This window comes from Chenggangzhangella methanolivorans (genome assembly GCF_042648545.1).
GTDB lineage: Bacteria > Pseudomonadota > Alphaproteobacteria > Rhizobiales > Methylopilaceae > Methylopila > Methylopila methanolivorans.
The window spans coordinates 1,022,134-1,040,379 of sequence record NZ_JBHRXS010000003.1; the positions used below are offsets into that span (position 1 = coordinate 1,022,134).

Sequence of the window (18,246 nt, forward strand, 5' to 3'; positions counted from 1 at the left end):
TCGTATCAGTGCTCATGGCTCGCGCTTCCCTTTGCGAGCTCTGCCTTCACGACGAAGCTGTTCCTCGAGGCGTAGGCCTCGCCTCCCTTCAGGCCCGTGACGACCTCGACGGACCGTCCATCCCGGCGGCCGAGCGTCACGTCACGGGCGGCGAAACGGTCGCCCTCGCGGACGAACACGACGTCGCGGCCCTCGAGCGACTGCACGGCGTCGATCGACACGGCGAGCGGCACGGACTGCTCGGCGGTCGCGACCGCGCCCGTCGCGAACAGGCCCGGCCTGAAGCGGCCGTCGTTCGGGATCACGGCGCGCGCCACCGCGCTCTGGGTGTCCGCGGCCCCGATCGGCGACAGGTAGGAGATCTGCGCCTCGATCGGCTCTCCGCCGTCCTCGGGGTCGATCCGCACGGTCTCGCCGACCGCGACCTTCGCGAGGTCGCGGCGGTAGACCGAGAAGTCGACCCAGAGCGTCGAGAGGTCGGTGATGACGAAGGCGGGCTTCTGCTCGGAGACGTATTCGCCGAGCGAGGCCTGCCGCTCGGTGACGACGCCCGCCATCGGGGCCTTCAGCTCGTAGGTGGTGAGGCTCTGGTTGCTCTCGACGACCGCGAGCAGCTCGCCCTTCTTCACCTGGTCGCCGAGGCGCTTCGACAGCGTGCGGACCACGCCGGGGAAGCGCGGCGTGACCTGCACGACCGCTTCCTGGTTCGCTTGCACGATGCCGTTGAGCTGGAGTTCCTCGCGGAGCGTCGAGGCGCCCGCCTTGCCGAGCGCGATGCCCGCGGCCTTCACCTTGGCCTCGCCCAGCTCGACGACGCCCTCGGGGAGCTCGGCCCCATGGCCGTGGCCGTCGTCCTCCTTCTCGGCGCCGTGGCCGTGCCCGTCGACCTTGGCGTCGACGGCCGCGACCTTCAGGGGCGCTTCCCCCCCGGCGTCGGCCTTCGGCTTGTCGTGGCCGTGGCCGTCATCCGCGCCATGCCCGTGCCCGTCATCCTTGCCCGACCCGTGTCCGTGGCCGTCGTCCTTGGAATGGGCGTCGTCCTTCCCATGGCCGTGCCCATCATCCTTGGAGTGCGCGTCCTCCTTGCCGTGACCGTGTCCGTCGCCCTCCTTGTGGTCGTCGGCGGCCACGACCTGGATCGGGGCACCTGCGTCGGCCTTGGGCTTCGGCTTGTCGTGGCCGTGCCCGTCGTCCTTGCCATGGCCATGCCCATCGTCCTTGCCGGAACCATGGCCGTGGCCGTCGTCCTTGGAGTGGTCGTCCTCCTTGCCGTGACCGTGGCCGTCGTCCTTCGAATGGCCGCCGTCCTTGCCGTGGGCATGGCCGTCGCCCTCCTTGTGACCGTCCGCGGCGGCAAGCGCCTTCGGGGCTTCGGCGTGTGCGTGGCCGTCACCGCCCATCAGGCCGGAGTAGAGCGCGAGCGCCTGGGTTGCGACCGCGGACGGTCCCTGCTGGGCGGCGTAGAGGCCGCCGGCCCCGATGAGACCCCCGACCACGAGTACGGCGGCGTCGCGTGCGAAGGAGCGGCTCATGACAGGTCTCCGGACAGGGCGTTGCGGGTCGCGGCGGTCGCGAGGTCGGCAGGGGTTTCTGGTTGGGCGGAAGCGCGGCGCACGTAGCAGGGGGGCTTCGTCGGGTAGCCCTTGAAGTTCCGCTTCGACCACTTGTGGCCGTGGCCGAGGTGGGCGTGGTCGGCATGCGTGTCGGCATGGCCGTCACCCGCGAAGTGGCGGACGCGGATGTCGCGGGCGTTGCAGGTCGGCGGCGTGCGGCCGTCATAGACCCAGGCGCCGTCGTAGCCGGGCAGCGGAACGACGCGGGGCGTCGATGCGGGCGCTGCGAAGGCGGAAGTCAGCGAGGCGAGCAGGAGCGCGGCCGCCACGGAAGTGGTCTTGAACGAGGTCATTTGTCTCTCCGGGACAGAACGAGGGCGGATCCCGTCAGGCCTTCGAGACTGGCGAGCGATGAGTGGAAGGAGACGAGGGCGTCGATCTCCTTGAGCGAGGCTTCCGAGAGCGCGGCGCGCGCGTCGAGCAGCTCGAGCAGCGAGTAGCGGCCCTCGCCGTAGCCGGAGCGGATGCTGTCCCAGGCCTCGCGGGCGACGGGCAGAACGTTGGCGCGGGTGAGCCGGGCCTCGTCATAGGAGCCCCTCAACGCCTCGTAGGCGTTGCCGACGAGCACCGTCAGGGTCCGCTGGGCCGCGGCCTTCTCGGCCTCGGTCTTGGCGAGCGTCTCGTTCGCCTCGATCACGCCGCCCTGGTTTCGGTCGAAGACCGGGAGGGGCACGCTGAGCGAGGCCATGACGGCGTTCGAGCGGTCCTCACGGTAATGCCGCCAGCCGACGCCCGCGGTGATGTCGGGCACGGCCTTCGCCTGCGCGGCCGCGAGCAGCGCCCGGCGCTGGGCCCTCACGGCCGTGAAGCGCGTGAGCTGCGGGGTCTGCAGCGCCCGAGACATCAGGCTGTCGAACGAGGGCGGCGCGCCGATGCGCGAGAGGTCGCCGCCGACGGAGGCGAAGGACGGCGCCTTCTCCCCGATCAGCACCGACAGCTCTCGCCGCGCCGCCTGGAACGAGGCCTTCGCCTTGGCGAGTTCGACGCGCGTCGTCTCGGTGGCGAGTCGGCCGCGCGAGATCTCCGCGCTCGAGGACGCGCCCGCCTCGACCCGCCGCTGGAGCAGCGGGGTCAGGCGGTCGAGGTCGTCGACCTGTTCCTCGAGCTCCGCCACGCGACGCTGGGCGCCGAGCGTCCTTGCGTAGGCCTCGGCCGTCTCGGCGAGGACCTGGAGCCGGGTCGCGGCCCGGTCCCAGCGCGCAGCGTCGATGTCGGCGGCCGCGATCGCCATCCGGGCCTCGCGCTTGCCGCCGAGCTCGAAGAGCTGGCTGATCTGGAGCGTGGTCTCGGCGGTCTCGAGATTGCGCTTGAGCTTCGAGCCGAAGGCGTTGTCGAGCTCGGCGGATAGCTCGGGGTTGGGGAAGACGCCGGACTGGAGGCTCCGTCCACCCGCCGCCCCGATCTCCCGGTCGGCCGCGGCAAGACCAGGGGAGGAGGCGACGGCGCGCGACAGCGCCTGTGACAGCGTAAGCGACCGCGACGACGGCGCGGCGTGAGTCGCCGGCGCGGGAAGCAGCGCGATCGCCACCCCCAGCGCAAGCGCGCGGGTTCTGAAAAGCATGACCTGACCTGATGAACTGACGAGCGGAGGCGAGCGCGTTCAGACGCGCGTCGACACGGATTCCGTCAGGTCAGGCTCGAGGCGGAGGAAGGTCGACGAGGGGTTCGCGCCCGGCGGTCGAGGGCACGGAGGCCCATGCCGGGGACGAGCCGAGCGCGCTCGGCGCGGCGACGACCTGCAGCATCCGCTCCGGGATCGCCGCGCAGCCATGGCAGCCGTGGCCGACGATCTGGCCGCTCGTGTCCACATCGCCGGACTGACCGTCGACGTGAATGCCGGAATGGTCGGTCGTGACGCTGGCCATTGTGTCGGCCGAGACTGCGTAGGTGAGCGCCGAATCGAGGCCCACGTGGCCCGCGAAGCTGCGCTCGACGGCGTCACCGACGCCAAAGACGACTAGGCAAAGGGCGAACGCAACCCGGACGCAGAAGCGCCAGGCACGCGTTGATCTCGCCTTCGACAGAACGTCCATGCTGCAACGCATCCGGGGAAACGGGGGGCGGTGTCAAGTCCCGTGGCCGCCACGACTCCGCGATCCGATGGTGGCCGGAAGCCGTCAACGAGTCCTTAACCGGGCGCCGCGATCAGTGCGTCGCCGGGCGAAAGCGCCTCGATGATCCGGCAGTCGCGAACCGACCCGTGTCCGCATTGCCGCACCATCCCGCGAAGCTCGTCGCGCAGCGCCTCGAGGTCGGAGATCTTGCGCTCGACCTCGGCGAGGTGGCCCCGCGCGATCTCGTCCACGGCCTCGCAGGGGCGGTCGCGCTGGTCCGCGAGGTCGAGCAGCGCACGGACCTGGTCGAGCGAGAAACCGAGGTCGCGCGAGCGGCGGATGAAGCTCAGGCGATTGAGGTGGCCGCGGTCGTAGGCGCGGTAGTTGCCCGAGGTGCGCCGCGGCTGGGACAGCAGGCCGATGCGCTCGTAGTAGCGGACGGTCTCGACCTTGGTGTCGGTCGCCCGCCCGAGCTCGCCAATCGCGAACGTGTCAGGCATCGCTTGACCCTGTAGTTGCTACAGGGTCCATATCGTGCGTCACGTCGGAATTGTCGAGGTGACGAAATGGCTGCCGCGAGCGCCCTGAAGCTCCGCATCGAGGGCATGGACTGCGGGTCCTGCGCCGCGAAGATCGAGACCGCCATGCGCCGCCTGCCGGGCGTCGCCGAGGTCGAGGTGAGCGTCGCCGCGTCCTCGATGTCGATCACGGTCGACGAGGACCGCACCAGCCGCGAGGCGATCCGGGCCAAGGTCGACAGTCTCGGCTTCAAGGCGATCGATTCGGCCGCGGCCGGCCCCACGGGTCACGTTCATCCGGCGACTGAGGGCCCGTGGTGGTCGACCGCGAAGGGCAGGCTCGTTCTCGCCTCGGGCGCGCTCCTCGCCGGGGCCTGGGGCGTCTCGTGGCTCGAACCGCAGTGGGCGGCGTGGCCCTACGTGGTCGCGGCTGTCGTCGCGCTCGTTCCCGTGGCTCGGCGCGCCGTCGCCGGCGCGCTCAACGGGACGCCCTTCAGCATCGAGACCTTGATGGCCGTCGCCGCCATCGGCGCGATCGCGATCGGCGAGGCGCCCGAGGCCGCGGTCGTGGTGTTCCTGTTCGCGGTCGGCGAGCTGCTCGAAGGCGTGGCGGCGAGCCGCGCGCGGGCAGGGGTGAAGGCGCTCGTCGACCTGATGCCGCGCTCGGCCCGCCGAATCCGAGGCGGCGACGTTGAAACCGTCCCGGCGTCCGAACTCGCGGTCGGCGACGTCGTGCTGGTGCGTCCCGGCGACCGCGTCCCGTCCGACGGGACCGTGGTGGAGGGTGCGTCCGAGCTGAACGAGGCCCCGATCACGGGCGAGTCCCGGGCCGTCTTCAAGGAGGTCGGCTCGAGCGTCTATGCAGGCAGCGTCAACGCCAACGGCGAGCTCCGCGTGTCGATCACGAAAACGGCCGCGGACAACACCATCGCGCGCATCGTCCACATGGTCGAGGAGGCGCAGGCGACCAAGGCGCCGACCGCGCGCTTCATCGAGCGCTTCAGCCGCTGGTACACGCCCGCCGCCATGGCGTTCGCGCTGCTGGTGATCGTGGCGCCGCCGCTCCTTGCGGGAGGCGACTGGCAGACATGGATCTACCGCGGCCTCGCCGTGCTGCTGATCGCCTGCCCCTGCGCGCTCGTGATCTCGACCCCGGCGGCCGTCGCGTCGGCGCTCGCGGGCGGCGCGCGTCGGGGCCTGCTGATCAAGGGCGGGGCCGCGCTGGAAACGCTGGGCCGGGTGAAGACGGTCGCGTTCGACAAGACCGGAACCCTGACGGAGGGCCGCCCTCGGGTCGTCGACGTCGTTGCGCTCGACGGGACCGTCGACGAGACGCTTTCGAAGGCTGCCGCCGTCGAGCGCGGCTCCAGCCATCCGATCGGGCTTGCCATCCTCGAGGAGGCGCAGTCGAGGGCGTTGACCGTCCCAAACGCCTTCGGAGGGACGGCGGCGCCCGGCAAGGGGGTGACCGCGCGCCTGATGTCCGGCTTCGTCACCGTGGGATCGCCGCGCCAGGCCGTCGAGAAGGGCCTGCTGTCGCCGGAAGCCGCAGGTCGGGTGACCGAGCTCGAGGGCGCCGGAAACACCGTGGTGGCCGTCAGCGAGGGCGCCCGGTTGCTCGGCCTCGTGGCGCTCAGGGACACGCTTAGGCCGGACGCGGCCACGGGGCTCGAGCGCCTGCGTGCGCTTGGCCTGCGGACCGTGATGCTCACGGGCGACAACGCGCGGGCCGCCGCCGCGATCGCGGCCGAACTCGGCGTCGAGCACCACGCCGAGCTGCTGCCCGCGGCCAAGCTCGAGGCGATCGCCGACCATCGCCGGGATGGCCCGATCGCGATGGTCGGCGACGGCGTGAACGACGCTCCCGCCCTCGCCGCAGCCTCGGTCGGCGTCGCGATGGGCGGCGGGACGGACGTCGCGCTCGAGACGGCGGACGCGGCGCTGCTCAAGGACCGCGTCGGCGGGGTGGCCGAGCTCGTGGTCCTGTCTCGGGCGACCCTGTCGAACATCTGGACCAACGTCACGCTCGCGCTCGGCCTGAAGGGCGCGTTCCTGATCGCGACCCTCTTCGGCTTCACGCCGCTCTGGATGGCGATCCTCGCCGACACCGGGGCGACGGTGCTGGTGACGGCCAATGCGCTTCGGCTCCTGCGCTTCGATCCGTCTGGGCCGGCCCGGTGAGTGTCCTTCGCATCCTGCGCCTCGGCCTCTGGGGGCTGGTCGCCATGGCGCTGGTCGGGCTCGGTGGACTTGGCCTCGGAATCTGGCGCCTGCCGGCGCCCGAGACGAACCGCACGGTCTCGCTCGCGTCCGAGATCGGCGGGCCGTTCAGGCTGACGAGCCACCACGGCGACGTCGTTTCCGACGCCGACCTGCGCGGCAAGCCGTACCTGCTGTTCTTCGGGTTCACCCACTGCCCGGACGTGTGCCCGACGACGCTCGCCGAGCTGTCGCGCAGGCTCGAGCAGCTTGGTTCCGACGCAGACCGGGTCAGGACGCTGTTCGTGACGGTCGATCCCGAGCGCGACAGCCAGGAGGCGCTCGCCTCTTACATGACGAGCTTCGACCCGCGGATCCTCGCGCTGAGGGGTGACCAGGCGCAGACCGACGAGGTGGTGCGCTCGTTCAAGGCCGCCGCCCGCAAGGTCCCGACCAAGGGCGGAGGCTACACGATGGACCACAACGCGATCGTCTACACGATGAACGCCGACGGGACCTTCGTGGGCTCGCTCGACTCGCACGAGGCTGAGGAGATCCAGCTCCAGAAGCTGCGGCGGCTGATCGCGGACTGAGCTCTACTCTCGTCGCTGATCTGTGGCCCGCCTGAGTGCGGCGAAGGAGACGTCCCTAAGGTCGGCTATGGGTCAGCGACCGCAGTCCCATAGCCGTGGAGCGCCATCCGCGCTCAGAGGCGCACAGCCGCGGAGCGCCATAAGCGGCCCTCGGCGAACGGCCGAAAACCAGACATTCGATCTGGGTAGTTGCCTGCGTTCGAAGGCTCAGCGCGGTCGCTAACTCGGACTACCTTTATCTCATCGCGTGGTCGCGGATCGGAGCCACCCGGCTGCACGAAAGACTGGGTGAAGGGCTACGCTGGAGCCGCGCCTTTTGAGAGGCCTCGATCGCTATCTCGAACAAGTGGATGGCGCGCCGTCGGTGAGATATCGATCGGTTCTCTGCGCGTTCGTGCAGCGGCTCGCGTCAAGCAGCCAACTCATCAGAATGTCAGTCGGGCGTTCTCTTTGACCTCCTTCATGACAAAGAAAGTCCGAGTGTTCTGGACGCCTGGGAGCGCGATGAGGGTCTGGCTTTGGAGCTTGTTGAAATCGGCGATGTCGCGGGCGCGGATCTTCAAAAAGTAATCAAACTCGCCCGCCACTAGAATGCAGTCGAGGATCTCCTTCACCTTCAGCACCGCTTCCTCGAAATTGTTGCGGCTGTCGGGGGAGGAACGGTCGAGTATGACGCCAATCATCACCAGCGCTCCGAGACCTACCGAAACGGGCGCCACCTCTGCCCGAAACCCGGTGATGTGTCCGTTCTCTAATAACTGCTGCGTTCGCCTGTGGCAGGTGGCGGCGCTCACGCCCGCACGGACCGCGAGCTCGGCGTTCGTCAGCCGGCCATCGGCATGAAGCGCGCGAAGAATCTTCAGATCGATACGATCAAATTCAGCTGCGGAAGGATCTTTCATATCAGGCCTGATTGAGAAATTTTGTCGCTAAAAATTTGATGATTATGAATATAAAGCAAATGTAAAGACCAAAGTTAGGAAGCACCTTTCACGCGCGCTCCCTTATTGTCCGCCCTCTTCAGCGAAGGGGAAGCGCCTTGATCAACGCGATACAAACCACTGCCGCCGCCATTCTCACGAGCAAATCGCATCCGAAGCCGTTGCGTAGGAGACAAGCCATTCGCTTGTCCGCGCTCGCCGTGGCAGCGTTCCTTTCGACTGAGGTCGTCGCGGACCCTTCCGCCCACAAGCAGATGATCACCATCAAGGATGCGGCCGCGATCCAGTGGAAGCCTGCGCCGGCCGCCCTGCCGAAGGGGATCGAGATCAGCGTCATCATGGGCGATCCGGACAAGCCCGGCCCGTTCGCGCTAAGACTCAGGATCCCGCCCTCGACCGTGATCGCACCTCACACACATGCGACCGATGAGACCGTCACTTTGCTAGAAGGCGCCCTCGTCCATGACATGGGCGAGAAAATGGTTGAGAGCCGCGGCGAACCGTTTGGAGAAGGCGGCTTCCTCTATCTGCCGGCTCTAATGCCGCATTCGCTTTGGACTAAAGATCAGCCTGCGGTGATTCAGGTCAACGGAACCGGCCCATTCGGCCTGAACTACGTCAATCCCGCAGATGATCCGAGCAAGGCTCGCTAACCACCGCGCGTCCTCCAAACCATTCCTGGGGTCGATGACCCGCTAGCTCCGATGCGCGCAAGGCCTGACATCCAGCTCGTCCGCGTGCGGATGTTGGATGTCGGGAAACTCCGGGTTCAACCGGCCTGCGGCCTCAGCGGCGAGGAAGCCTATGCTGAGGTCGTCCTAGCCGACGCGGGTCGTGCGGATCGCATGAGAATGGCCGACCGGATCGCCACGTAGCCGACCACGAGGTTCGCCACCACGAACAACGCTGGGGCGATCGTGGCCGCCGGTCCCGTGTCGCTACGCGCAACGAGCTTCAGCGCCGTCGACGCCAGCGCCGTCGCGCCGAAGGTGAAAGCCAATAGGAAGGCGCAAAGGGCTGTTTCGCGATCCAGGGCAGAAGCCGGACGAGCACCAGCGCCTGAAGAACGCCGTAGCCGAGAAGCGCGTGGGCCAGAATGTCGGGCGGGCCTTGCGTCACGGCCAGATAGGCGAGCGCGCCCACAGGCGCCGGCGCGAGCTGGATGCCGAGCGTCGGCCGCAGAGGCGGCGGCAATGGGTCGGCCGTCAGCAGACGGTGGATCAGCACGGACTCGATCGCGAGCCATGAGAACAGGCCGGCTCCGAAGAAGGCCTGTCCCCAGTCTGCGAGACCCAGAGCGCCCAGCGACGCCGCGGTGACGAAGCTGCTCGCGACCCTCGGCAGGCACAGCACAGGGGTCATCGTTGTGGGATCGCGACCTCCATTCCAGAGCTCGCGAGAAAGGTGCGCTTCGGGAACGATCCGGCGCTAGATTGGTTGATGTGGCGCGCTTCGCGTCGGCCCCCGCCCACGAACGGCGCCGGACGCATTCCCGCCCCTCTGTGTCCGGACGAACGAAGCATGGCCCGGTCCGCCTGGGGAGCGGCCGGGCCGCTTGATGGACTCGACAGTTCACGCCTGGGAACGGCCAGCAGCTTATTTTGCAGTTCTAGGCACCGTACCACTCATTTCCCGCGCTAAGCCGATCAACGCTTTGAACGCGGCCGACGTGTTCCTTCTGCTCGGGTAGTAGAGACAGAGGGGCGCGATCGGAGGAGTCCAGTCTTCCAGCACTCTGACAAGCCGACCGGCGGCGACGTCCTCGCGGACGTCGGCCTCCATGAAGTAGCCAATGCCAAACTCCGCCAGCACGGCAATCCGAAGCAGGCTCGCCTCGTCGAGGGTCAGAGCTCCAGCGACATCGATTTGATGGACCTCTCCAGCCTTCTCGAACTGCCAGCGATAGAGGCTTCCGTTCGGAAGCCTCGCGCGGATGCAGGAGTGGCTCATCAGGTCTGGCGGGACCAGCGGCGGCGTATGCTTTTCGAAGTATGCCGGAGCCCCGACCACGGCGTGGCCGCGAGGCGGTCCAAGCGGCACCGCGATCATGTCGGACGGCACGAGATCGAGCCGTCTCACGCCGAGGTCGAAGCCTTCAGCGACGATGTCGACTAGGCGTCCTTCCGTGACGAGATCGACGTGCACTTGTGGGTAGCGCCGCAGGAACTCGAGGATCAGCGGCGCGAACATCTCGCGCGCGGCGGTCGCGAAGGAGTTGATGCGAAGCGTGCCCGACGGCGTCGCCTGGTGTGAACGGACCGCGTTCATCGCCGCCTGAATGTCGCGCAGCGCCGGCCCGACCTGATCGACGAAGTTCCGTCCGGCGTCGGTCAGGGACACGCTGCGCGTCGTCCGATTGAACAGGCGAACGCCGAGATCTCTCTCAAGTTTCCCAACTGCATTGCTTAAGGCCGTCGTCGAGACGCCAAGCTCCAGCGCCGCCGCCCTGAAGGAGCCCTTCCTGGCAATGGCGAGCACGGCGTCGATCTCGATCAGACTGTGCCTGGACATTGTCCCGATTTTCGAAATGATCCATCACGAATTATGCCGATAGTCGGGGCAAAAATCTACTGTAAATTACTCAAGAAAGCGAAGACGAGAGCGAGAACGCGCACAGCAGATCGCTCCGAATTCGGCGCTATCGATACAAATATCATCAGCATTCGAGGAGTTTCGGCATGTCCATGCGTTTACCTCCGGTAATCCACGCATACTTCGATGCAGAAAAATCCAGGGACGCGGAGGCCGCATCGCGTCGCTTCGCCGAAACTGCGATCGTCAGAGACGATGGCGAATCCTATGTCGGCCGCGACTCCATTCAAAAATGGATGGCTGACTCGATCGAGAAACACGCGTGCACCGTGGAGCCATTCTCGGTCGCCGACGACGGCAGCAGGATCATCGTCATCAGCCACGTCGCCGGCGAGTTCCCCGGAAGCCCGGTCGACCTGAGGTACTTCTTCATTCTCGAGAACGACCGGATCGTCGATCTGGAGATCGTTCTCTAACGACATCTGACAACTGCCGGCCGTCGCGGTCATCCTAAAGGACGACCAGTCCCGACATGCTCGGTTGCAGCGACGTCGCCTCCGCCCATGAGGCGTCCGGCGAACCGACGGCCCAAGCGATCTACCTCGCAAAGTCGAAGTTCTGAAAACGGCGACCTGGCGATTGCGCCAGCGGTCGGGCCGAAGGAACGCGATCGGCCAAATTCCAAAGCAGTGAAATGCCCCAATCGACGAAACAACAACCTCATACATCTGGAGATAAGCTAATGAACGACTTTCTGAACGTTGCTGGTAAGCGTGTACTCGTCTCGGGCGGAACGAAGGGCGCCGGCGCCGCCATGGTCACCCTATTTCGTGAGCTCGGCGCGCATGTCCTGACCGCCGCCAGATCTCGACCTGACGATCTGCCGAGCGAGCTCTTCATCGCCGCCGATCTCACCACGGACGAAGGTTGCGCGACCGTCGCCGACATCGCGCGTCAGCGGCTCGGCGGAATCGACGTCGTCGTGCATAACCTCGGGGGCTCGTCGGCTCCGGGCGGCGGGTTCTCCGCACTGACCGACGACGAGTGGCGAAAAGAACTCGACCTCAACCTGTTCCCCGCCGTCAGGCTCGATCGGCTGCTCGTTCCGGACATGATCGCCCGCGGGAGTGGCGTCGTCATTCATGTCTCCTCGATCCAGAGGCTCCTGCCCCTACCGGAGTCGACGACGGCGTACGCGGCGGCGAAGGCCGCCCTCTCGACTTACAGTAAGTGCCTCTCGAAGGAGATCTCTCCGAAGGGGGTTCGCGTCGTGAGCGTTGCGCCCGGCTGGATCCTTACAGAGGCCTCGCACGAGTTTGCGGCGCGTCTGGCGGAGCAGGCCGGCACCGACCTCGAGGGCGGCAAGCAGATCGTCATGTCGGCGCTCGGCGGCATCCCTATCGGACGCCCGGCCAGTCCGGAGGAGGTCGCGAACCTGATCGCGTTCCTGGCTTCCGAGCGCGCGGCGTCGATCACGGGAACCGAATACATCATCGACGGGGGAACGGTTCCGACAGTCAAATAGAACTCCGGTCAAATCTATGAGCAGGCAGATGCACGACTTTTAATTATAAACCAGGCAAAAGAGAACGAAGATGAACGCGAAGTCCATTCTTGCGGCCGCCGCTGCCGTGGGGATCTCAGCCGCCACGCCGGCAAACGCCGCCGAGCCCATTCCGGCCAGCCAACAGGTCCGAAACGTCGTCCTGGTGCACGGCGCATTCGCCGACGGCTCGGGATGGCGCAGGGTCTATGACGAGCTTACGCAGCGCGGCTACAAGGTAACCATCGTCCAGAACCCACTGACGTCTCTCGCCGACGATGTCGCCGCGACCAAGCGCGCCCTGAGCCGTCAGGATGGTCCGGCCATTCTCGTCGGCCACTCGTGGGGCGGCACGGTGATCACCGAAGCGGGAGTCGATGAGAAGGTCGCGGGCCTCGTCTACGTGTCGGCGCTCTCACCCGACGCCGGCGAGTCGACGGCGCAGCAGTATGCCGGTTTCGAGACCCCGCCGGAGTTCGTTCTGGACGTGACCGCCGACGGCTTCGGCTTCATCCTTCCGGGCACGTTCAAGGCCGGCTTCGCCGCCGACGCCAGCGACGTCGATGCGGCCTTCATGCGGGACTCGCAAGTCCCGATCAACATGTCGGCCTTCGAGACGAAGCTCACGCAGGCCGCCTGGAGGACTCGGCCGAGCTGGGCGGTGATCGCGACCGATGACAAGGCCTTTGATCAGCGCATGCTTCATGACATGGCCAAGCGCATCGGCGCGAAGGTGACCACCGTGCCCGCTAGTCACGCGGTGTTCATGACGCAGGCGAAGGTCGTGTCCGACGTGATCGACGAAGCCGCCCGCGCCTCGCGATCCGCCACTCGCTAAACTGAAGTCCAGGCCACGAATTATGCAGGTGGAACGAATGCTCCGCCTGCATCGTACTATGAGGCTACGCCAAAAAAAGTCTGCGGCCGAGGCGCGCCAGACACCGGCATTGTTGCCACCGCCGCAAACAGAAGTTCGGTCTACCTCGGAGAGCGCCGCTATGCCGTCGCGGCGCTTAGATCTTCGGCGCATAGAAACTGTTTACTTCCCCTCAGCCGGATGGTTGGCTGCGGACTCCGTGGGCAATCATTTTGCGGCGCGCAGTGCGGACCTTCATGATGGATGTTCTGGTACGCTCCTACCGTGACGAAGACGCGGAACCTCTTGCCGGGGTGCTTTTCGACGCAGTGCATGGAACGGCCCGCGAGTTCTACAATAAAGATCAGGTCGTCGCTTGGGCCCCTGAGGTGCCGGGCGTCAAGGCGCTCCATCGACGTCTAAACGATGGACGTTCGGTGTTGTGGCGGTCACGGGCGACGTCGCACTGTCGCATTCGGCGACTTTGAGAACGACTTCCACATCGACATGCTGTTCTGCCGAAGCGATTGGGGTCGCCGCGGCGTCGAAGCCGCGATCTACGCGCACATCGAAGCTCGGGGGAATGAACTCGCGCTTACCCGCTTGTTCGTGGAAGCGAGCGAAGCGGCGCGCGGACCTTTCGAGCGCTGGGGCTTCCGCGTGACTTGTCGGCAGGACCTCATCCGGATTGGGGTCGCCATCCACATTTACCAGATGGAACAGCGGCTTGGCTGAGGAGGCCTGCGCAGAGAGTTACGCTTTGGGTCGGATGGTATCCGGCGCTGCGACGGCAAGCTGCTGATTTTCGGTTTGAGACCGTCGATTCTGCCGGAATGAGCGTGGCGTCATGCCAAAGGCCGCGCCGAACAGTCGCCCGAAATTCGTCAGATCTGAAAAACCCCAGCCAAACGCGATCTCGCCGATCGTACGGTGATCCTGACTTGGATCTGCGAGCGCCTTTTTGCAACGCTCGAGTCTCAACCCGCGAATAAGCTTAGCGATCGAATTGCCATTGGCAGCCAACAAATCGTTGGCGTAGCGTACGCTCATGCCTGCTGCCCGCGCGGCTGACTCGCTGTTTAGCGAACTGTTCGACAATCGAGCGTCGATCGCCGACCGTAGCCTCATCAGTGCGAAGGTGCGCGGCGTCGTAAGTCGCTTGTTCTCACCAGCCATCGAACCAACGGCGTGGGTGAGAAGATCGACCAATTGGTTGCGAACCAGTTCCGACGTCGCCTCGTCGAAATCTGAAACGTGGGCTCTCAGGCCGTCGAGCAAATCGGAAAGAAAAGCGTTGAGTCCACTCTCGCTCGAAAGGCGCGCGCCAGCGAAATCTCTCATCGAACCAAAGCGGGATTCCAATATAATTCGAGGTATCTTTACCAATAGCATTTGCGACTTATCGGTAAAGCGAATGTTATATGCGAGATTTGAGTCAATGAGCGCCATGTCGCCGCGACGAAAGACATTGCGGCGCTCATTCTGGTCAAGCGCAAATTCTCCAGAACCATTACGACATAGGAAGAACTCACCTTCGCCGTCTGAGCGGATATGACGTCTCTCGCGCGCGCAGGCCATCGCTTGGTTCGTGAAGTCGAACATCCCGATGTCCGCGAGATCGGCGACCTTCAGCTCCGCGTCGAAGCGGTCGCGATGACTGGCTTGCGAGTCATGTCCCGTGATGATCTTGCCTGCGACCTCGTGCCAATAGGCGAACCGGTCGCGGGCATGGATGCCTGCTGTGGTGAATATCGGTTTCATCATCGCATTCCGACACTTTCACGCGAGCGGCAGACTAGAACACAAACCAACCAAACTTAACCCCCGGACGCGAAAATCGCGGCCCACCCCTAACGCCAATTTCGATCGTTGAGCCTCACTACGCACACGGCCCAAATAGTACTGAGCGGCCAGGACCTGAGCATTTGTTTTAAACTGCTAGCGGATCGCCCAGATGTGCTTCGGCTTCAACGGCGCTTTGGGTCCGATGAGGCGAATGGCGTCCATGGCTACTGAGGTAGCGGAACAAGTCGGGCTGGCGCATTGCCTCCTCCCAGAGGCGGCCCCTCAACCCGATCATACACCCGCAATCGTCCAGCGACGCGCCAAGAGCGGTCGTCGACGCCTTGCTCGGGATGCGACCTTTGAAAGTCTGCTGAACGCAGCTTGTCGATGACGTGCAGCGCCAGTCCAGCTATTTGCTGGTGGGCGCCTCCTACGATCCGGAGGCATTTCGAACAGGGCAATTGGGTTGCAGATTGCAGTTAGAGATGCGGAAGCCGGTCCGCGTCTGATCGGAGCCGGCGAAGTCGGCACGCTCGTTCTTGCTCAAGATTGGAGCAAGACGCCGCTTGGGCCAGTCGATGGCTGGCCGCAGGCGCTCCGCACCACCGTCGAACTGATGCTCGCCTCCAGACAGGCCATGTGCCTCATCTGGGGGCCAGAGCTCACGCTGCTTTACAACGACGCCTACGCGCCGATCCTCGGCCTCAAGCATCCCGCGGCTCTCGGACAGCCAATCCAGCAGGTCTGGTCGGAAGTCTGGACGGACATCGAGCCGCTCATCCAAAAGGCGCTCGCCGGCGAAGCCTTGTGGTTCGAGGACCTGCATCTCGTAATGGAGCGCAACGGCTACCGCGAGGACACCTGGTGGCAGTTCTCCTACAGCCCCACTCGCGACGACGACGGCCGCATCGTCGGGATGCTGAACGTCACCACGGAGACGACAGGCAAGGTCCAGGTCGAGGCGGCCTTGCGCGCCAGCGAGGCGCGTCTGCGCTTCCTAAGCGAGCTAGATGAAGCGCTGCGCTCGTCCCGGGACGCGCCGGCCGCCATGCTTTCAGCCGCAGCGCTGCTCGCGCGGCGGCTCGACGCCTCGCGTTGCGCCTATGCCGACGTAGACGCAGACAACGACCGCTTCGTCATACGCAACGACTTCACCGCGCCCGGCATTGCGAGTTCGGCCGGAACCTACAGTCTGGACCTCTTCGGCTCCCGCGCCGCGGCTGACATGCGTCTGGGTCGAACGCTCGTGGTCGGCGATGTCGCCCGAGAGCTCGCCCCCGAGGACGGTCGGGAGATGTTCCAGTCGATCGGCATCGACGCCATCATCTGCTGTCCCTTGATCAAGGACGGGCGCCTTGCGGTCATGATGGCCGTACATCAGGACCGGCCACGCGATTGGCGTGACGAAGACGTCGCCATCGTGGAAGCCGTGGTGGAGAGGTGCTGGGCGCATATCGAGCGCGTCGGAGCGGAGGCGCGGCTGCGGGAAAGCGAGGAGCGGCTGCGGCTTTCGGTCGAGCACGCGGAAATCGGCTTCTGGGATGTCGACCTTGTGCGCGACGAACTGATCTGGCCGCCGAGAACCAAGGCGCTGTTCGGAATAAGCCCTGACGTGCCGGTGACGATGGCGGACTTCTACGACGGGCTGCACCCGGAGGATCGCGACAGGACCAGCGAGGCGTTCGCGGCAGCCGCAGACCCACGGCGGCGGGCGATCTATGACGTCGAATATCGCACGATTGGCAAAGAGGATGGCGTCGTCCGCTGGGTCGCCGCGAAGGGCCGCGGCGTCTTCGACGATACGAAAAATGACGTGCGCTGTATCCGCGTCGCTGGCACGGCCGTCGACATCTCCGCGCGCAAGCGGGCCGAGGAGGAGCTGCGCGCTCTGAACACGCTGCTGGAGCAGCGCGTGGCCGAGCGAACCTTCGAGCTGCGCCGGTTCCGCGACATCGTCGATGCGACCCGCTCGCCGATCTGCGCCTTCGATCCCGAGTACCGGCTCATCGCCTTCAACAAAGCGCACAACGACGAGTTCCGACGCGTCAACGGTTTCGATACAAAGCTTGGCGACGTGTTCCCCGATCTCTTCATTCCCGAGCAGCGGCAGGTCATGCGCGCGCTGATGGCCCGCGCGCTGAGCGGCGAAAGCTTCACCGTGGTCGAGGAGTTCGGGCGGCCGGAATTCGGCCAGCCGTTCTGGGAGATCACTTACACGCCGCTGCTGGACGAGGAAGGTCGCATCATCGGCGCCTTCCATCTGGCGCTCGACATCTCGGATCGACTTCGCGCCGAGGTGGAACTCGAGACTGCCCAGGACGCGCTTCGGCAGAGCCAGAAAATGGAGGCGATGGGCCAGCTGACCGGCGGCGTCGCCCACGACTTCAACAACTTGCTGACTCCGATCGTCGGATCCCTCGACCTGCTTCAACGGCGGGGCGTGGGCGGAGAGCGCGAGCAGAGGCTGATCGGCGGCGCGATCCAGTCGGCGGAACGCGCCAAGACGCTGGTTCAGCGGCTTCTCGCATTCGCGCGCCGCCAGCCGCTTCAGCCGATCCCCGTGGACGTCGGCGGCCTCGTCGGCGGCATGGCGGAATTGCTCTCCAGCACCACCGGGCCGCAGGTTCGCGTCGTGGTCGAGGTCGCCGACGATCTGCCGCCGGCGAAGGCGGACCCCAACCAGCTCGAGATGGCGCTCCTGAACCTCGGCGTGAACGCGCGGGACGCGATGCCTGACGGCGGGACGCTGCGGATCACTGCGACGGGCGAGAGCGTCCGGACGCCCCGCGGCGATCTCAGGCGCGGCCACTACGTCCGCCTATCGGTCGCCGACACGGGCGTCGGGATGGACGAGGCGACCCTCTCCCGAGCCGTCGAGCCGTTTTTCTCGACCAAGGGCATAGGCAAGGGCACGGGTCTGGGGTTGTCGATGGCGCACGGTCTCGTCGCCCAGCTCGGCGGGGCGCTGACGATCCAGAGCCAGCCGGGCGTCGGCACGAACGTGGAGCTCTGGCTGCCCATCAGCTCTGCGACCGCGAGCGCCGCGGAGATTGCGCCGGCTCAGGTCGGGCCGGTTGGCAGCCGTGGCCTTGCGCTGCTCGTCGACGACGAAGAGATCGTCCGCGCCAGCACCGCAGACATGCTTGAGGAGATCGGCTACCGCGTGCAAGAGGCCTCTTCGGCCGAAGCTGCTCTTTCGATTGTTGCCGAGGGTGCGCGTCCGGACCTGCTCGTCACCGACCACCTCATGCCGGGGATGAGCGGCGTCGAATTGGCTCGCGTTCTTCGGGAGCAGATGCCCAGTCTGCCGGTGCTGATCGTGTCCGGTTATGCGGAGGTTGAGGGGATCGCGCTCGACCTGCCGCGGCTGACCAAACCGTTCCGGAGCGCTGAACTCGCTTCGAGCGTGGCGTCTCTGACGATAGGGCCAGATAGCGCTTAAGGGCTGGAAAATACGGCACAGCTCAAAAGTCTGCACGTATTCCAACGCCGCGCGCGAAAACGACGACGTTGGATTGAAGCTCGGCTGACCAACGGTATGTCCGGAGCGAGCCGCGGACGAGAGGGCTCGGCGACTCCTTTTCGCCGTCGCAGGCCGAAATGTCGGACGAG

Annotated in this window: 17 protein-coding genes; 8 read left to right on the forward strand and 9 right to left on the reverse strand. The window is 65.9% G+C overall.

Annotated features, from left to right (window positions below):
* Positions 1 to 5 precede the first annotated feature (5 nt).
* The 5 genes from ihpB to ACFOWB_RS05130 form a co-directional block, all read right to left on the reverse strand.
* Positions 6 to 1,532 carry a divalent metal ion exporter adaptor subunit IhpB gene (gene ihpB, locus ACFOWB_RS05110; RefSeq protein ID WP_378146017.1) on the reverse strand — a complete coding sequence of 509 codons (1,527 nt, stop codon included), beginning with the start codon at positions 1,530 to 1,532 and terminating at the stop codon, positions 6 to 8.
* Entirely contained in the window at positions 1,529 to 1,906 is a 378-nt protein-coding gene (locus ACFOWB_RS05115) for a hypothetical protein (RefSeq protein WP_261405531.1), read from the reverse strand. Before ACFOWB_RS05115 ends, ihpB begins: the two co-directional genes overlap by 4 nt.
* The gene (locus ACFOWB_RS05120; protein ID WP_261405530.1) at positions 1,903 to 3,174 is read right to left on the reverse strand and encodes a TolC family protein; all 1,272 of its coding nucleotides are present in this window, start codon (positions 3,172 to 3,174) and stop codon (positions 1,903 to 1,905) included. The genes ACFOWB_RS05115 and ACFOWB_RS05120 overlap by 4 nt, the downstream gene beginning before the upstream one ends.
* Positions 3,175 to 3,244: 70 nt before the next feature.
* Positions 3,245 to 3,646 (reverse strand): hypothetical protein, encoded by a 402-nt coding sequence (locus ACFOWB_RS05125; protein ID WP_378146020.1) that lies wholly within the window; start codon positions 3,644 to 3,646, stop codon positions 3,245 to 3,247.
* Positions 3,647 to 3,741: 95 nt separating this feature from the next.
* Complete coding sequence (locus ACFOWB_RS05130; protein WP_378146022.1) at positions 3,742 to 4,167, reverse strand: MerR family transcriptional regulator; 426 nt, start codon at positions 4,165 to 4,167, stop codon at positions 3,742 to 3,744.
* A gap of 66 nt (positions 4,168 to 4,233) precedes the next feature.
* On the opposite strand from ACFOWB_RS05130, the gene ACFOWB_RS05135 reads away from it, so the two are divergent.
* Both ACFOWB_RS05135 and ACFOWB_RS05140 read left to right on the forward strand, forming a co-directional pair.
* Positions 4,234 to 6,366 (forward strand): heavy metal translocating P-type ATPase, encoded by a 2,133-nt coding sequence (locus tag ACFOWB_RS05135; protein ID WP_378146024.1) that lies wholly within the window; start codon positions 4,234 to 4,236, stop codon positions 6,364 to 6,366.
* Positions 6,363 to 6,977, forward strand: coding sequence for an SCO family protein (locus tag ACFOWB_RS05140; protein ID WP_378146026.1), 615 nt, complete (start codon positions 6,363 to 6,365; stop codon positions 6,975 to 6,977). The genes ACFOWB_RS05135 and ACFOWB_RS05140 overlap by 4 nt, the downstream gene beginning before the upstream one ends.
* 425 nt (positions 6,978 to 7,402) lie before the next feature.
* Here the strand turns inward: ACFOWB_RS05140 and ACFOWB_RS05145 are convergent, their stop codons facing one another.
* Entirely contained in the window at positions 7,403 to 7,879 is a 477-nt protein-coding gene (locus ACFOWB_RS05145; RefSeq protein ID WP_261405525.1) for an Lrp/AsnC family transcriptional regulator, read from the reverse strand.
* Positions 7,880 to 8,016: 137 nt separating this feature from the next.
* Between ACFOWB_RS05145 and ACFOWB_RS05150 the strand changes: the two genes are divergently transcribed.
* Positions 8,017 to 8,571, forward strand: a complete 555-nt coding sequence (locus ACFOWB_RS05150; protein WP_261405524.1) for a cupin domain-containing protein — start codon at positions 8,017 to 8,019, stop codon at positions 8,569 to 8,571.
* Between the two features lie 301 nt (positions 8,572 to 8,872).
* On the opposite strand, the gene ACFOWB_RS05155 is transcribed toward ACFOWB_RS05150, so the two are convergent.
* Together ACFOWB_RS05155 and ACFOWB_RS05160 are read right to left on the reverse strand one after the other, a co-directional pair.
* On the reverse strand, positions 8,873 to 9,280 hold the full coding sequence (locus ACFOWB_RS05155; protein WP_315855197.1) for an SLAC1 family transporter: 408 nt from the start codon (positions 9,278 to 9,280) through the stop codon (positions 8,873 to 8,875).
* 234 nt (positions 9,281 to 9,514) lie between these two features.
* Positions 9,515 to 10,429 carry a LysR family transcriptional regulator gene (locus tag ACFOWB_RS05160; protein ID WP_261405523.1) on the reverse strand — a complete coding sequence of 305 codons (915 nt, stop codon included), beginning with the start codon at positions 10,427 to 10,429 and terminating at the stop codon, positions 9,515 to 9,517.
* 167 nt (positions 10,430 to 10,596) lie between these two features.
* Between ACFOWB_RS05160 and ACFOWB_RS05165 the strand changes: the two genes are divergently transcribed.
* The 4 genes from ACFOWB_RS05165 (at position 10,597) to ACFOWB_RS05180 (ending at position 13,584) form a co-directional block, all read left to right on the forward strand.
* Entirely contained in the window at positions 10,597 to 10,926 is a 330-nt protein-coding gene (locus tag ACFOWB_RS05165) for a nuclear transport factor 2 family protein (RefSeq protein WP_261405522.1), read from the forward strand.
* Between the two features lie 266 nt (positions 10,927 to 11,192).
* Positions 11,193 to 11,975, forward strand: coding sequence for an SDR family oxidoreductase (locus ACFOWB_RS05170; RefSeq protein WP_378146030.1), 783 nt, complete (start codon positions 11,193 to 11,195; stop codon positions 11,973 to 11,975).
* Positions 11,976 to 12,045: 70 nt separating this feature from the next.
* Positions 12,046 to 12,831: an alpha/beta fold hydrolase gene (locus ACFOWB_RS05175; RefSeq protein WP_261405521.1), complete on the forward strand. Its 786-nt coding sequence runs from the start codon at positions 12,046 to 12,048 to the stop codon at positions 12,829 to 12,831.
* 444 nt (positions 12,832 to 13,275) lie between these two features.
* On the forward strand, positions 13,276 to 13,584 hold the full coding sequence (locus tag ACFOWB_RS05180; protein WP_378146033.1) for a GNAT family N-acetyltransferase: 309 nt from the start codon (positions 13,276 to 13,278) through the stop codon (positions 13,582 to 13,584).
* 18 nt (positions 13,585 to 13,602) lie between these two features.
* Here the strand turns inward: ACFOWB_RS05180 and ACFOWB_RS05185 are convergent, their stop codons facing one another.
* Entirely contained in the window at positions 13,603 to 14,610 is a 1,008-nt protein-coding gene (locus ACFOWB_RS05185; RefSeq protein WP_261405519.1) for an AraC-like ligand-binding domain-containing protein, read from the reverse strand.
* Positions 14,611 to 15,100: 490 nt separating this feature from the next.
* On the opposite strand from ACFOWB_RS05185, the gene ACFOWB_RS05190 reads away from it, so the two are divergent.
* Positions 15,101 to 18,076, forward strand: coding sequence for a PAS domain-containing protein (locus ACFOWB_RS05190; protein ID WP_378146035.1), 2,976 nt, complete (start codon positions 15,101 to 15,103; stop codon positions 18,074 to 18,076).
* The last annotated feature ends 170 nt before the right edge of the window (positions 18,077 to 18,246 follow it).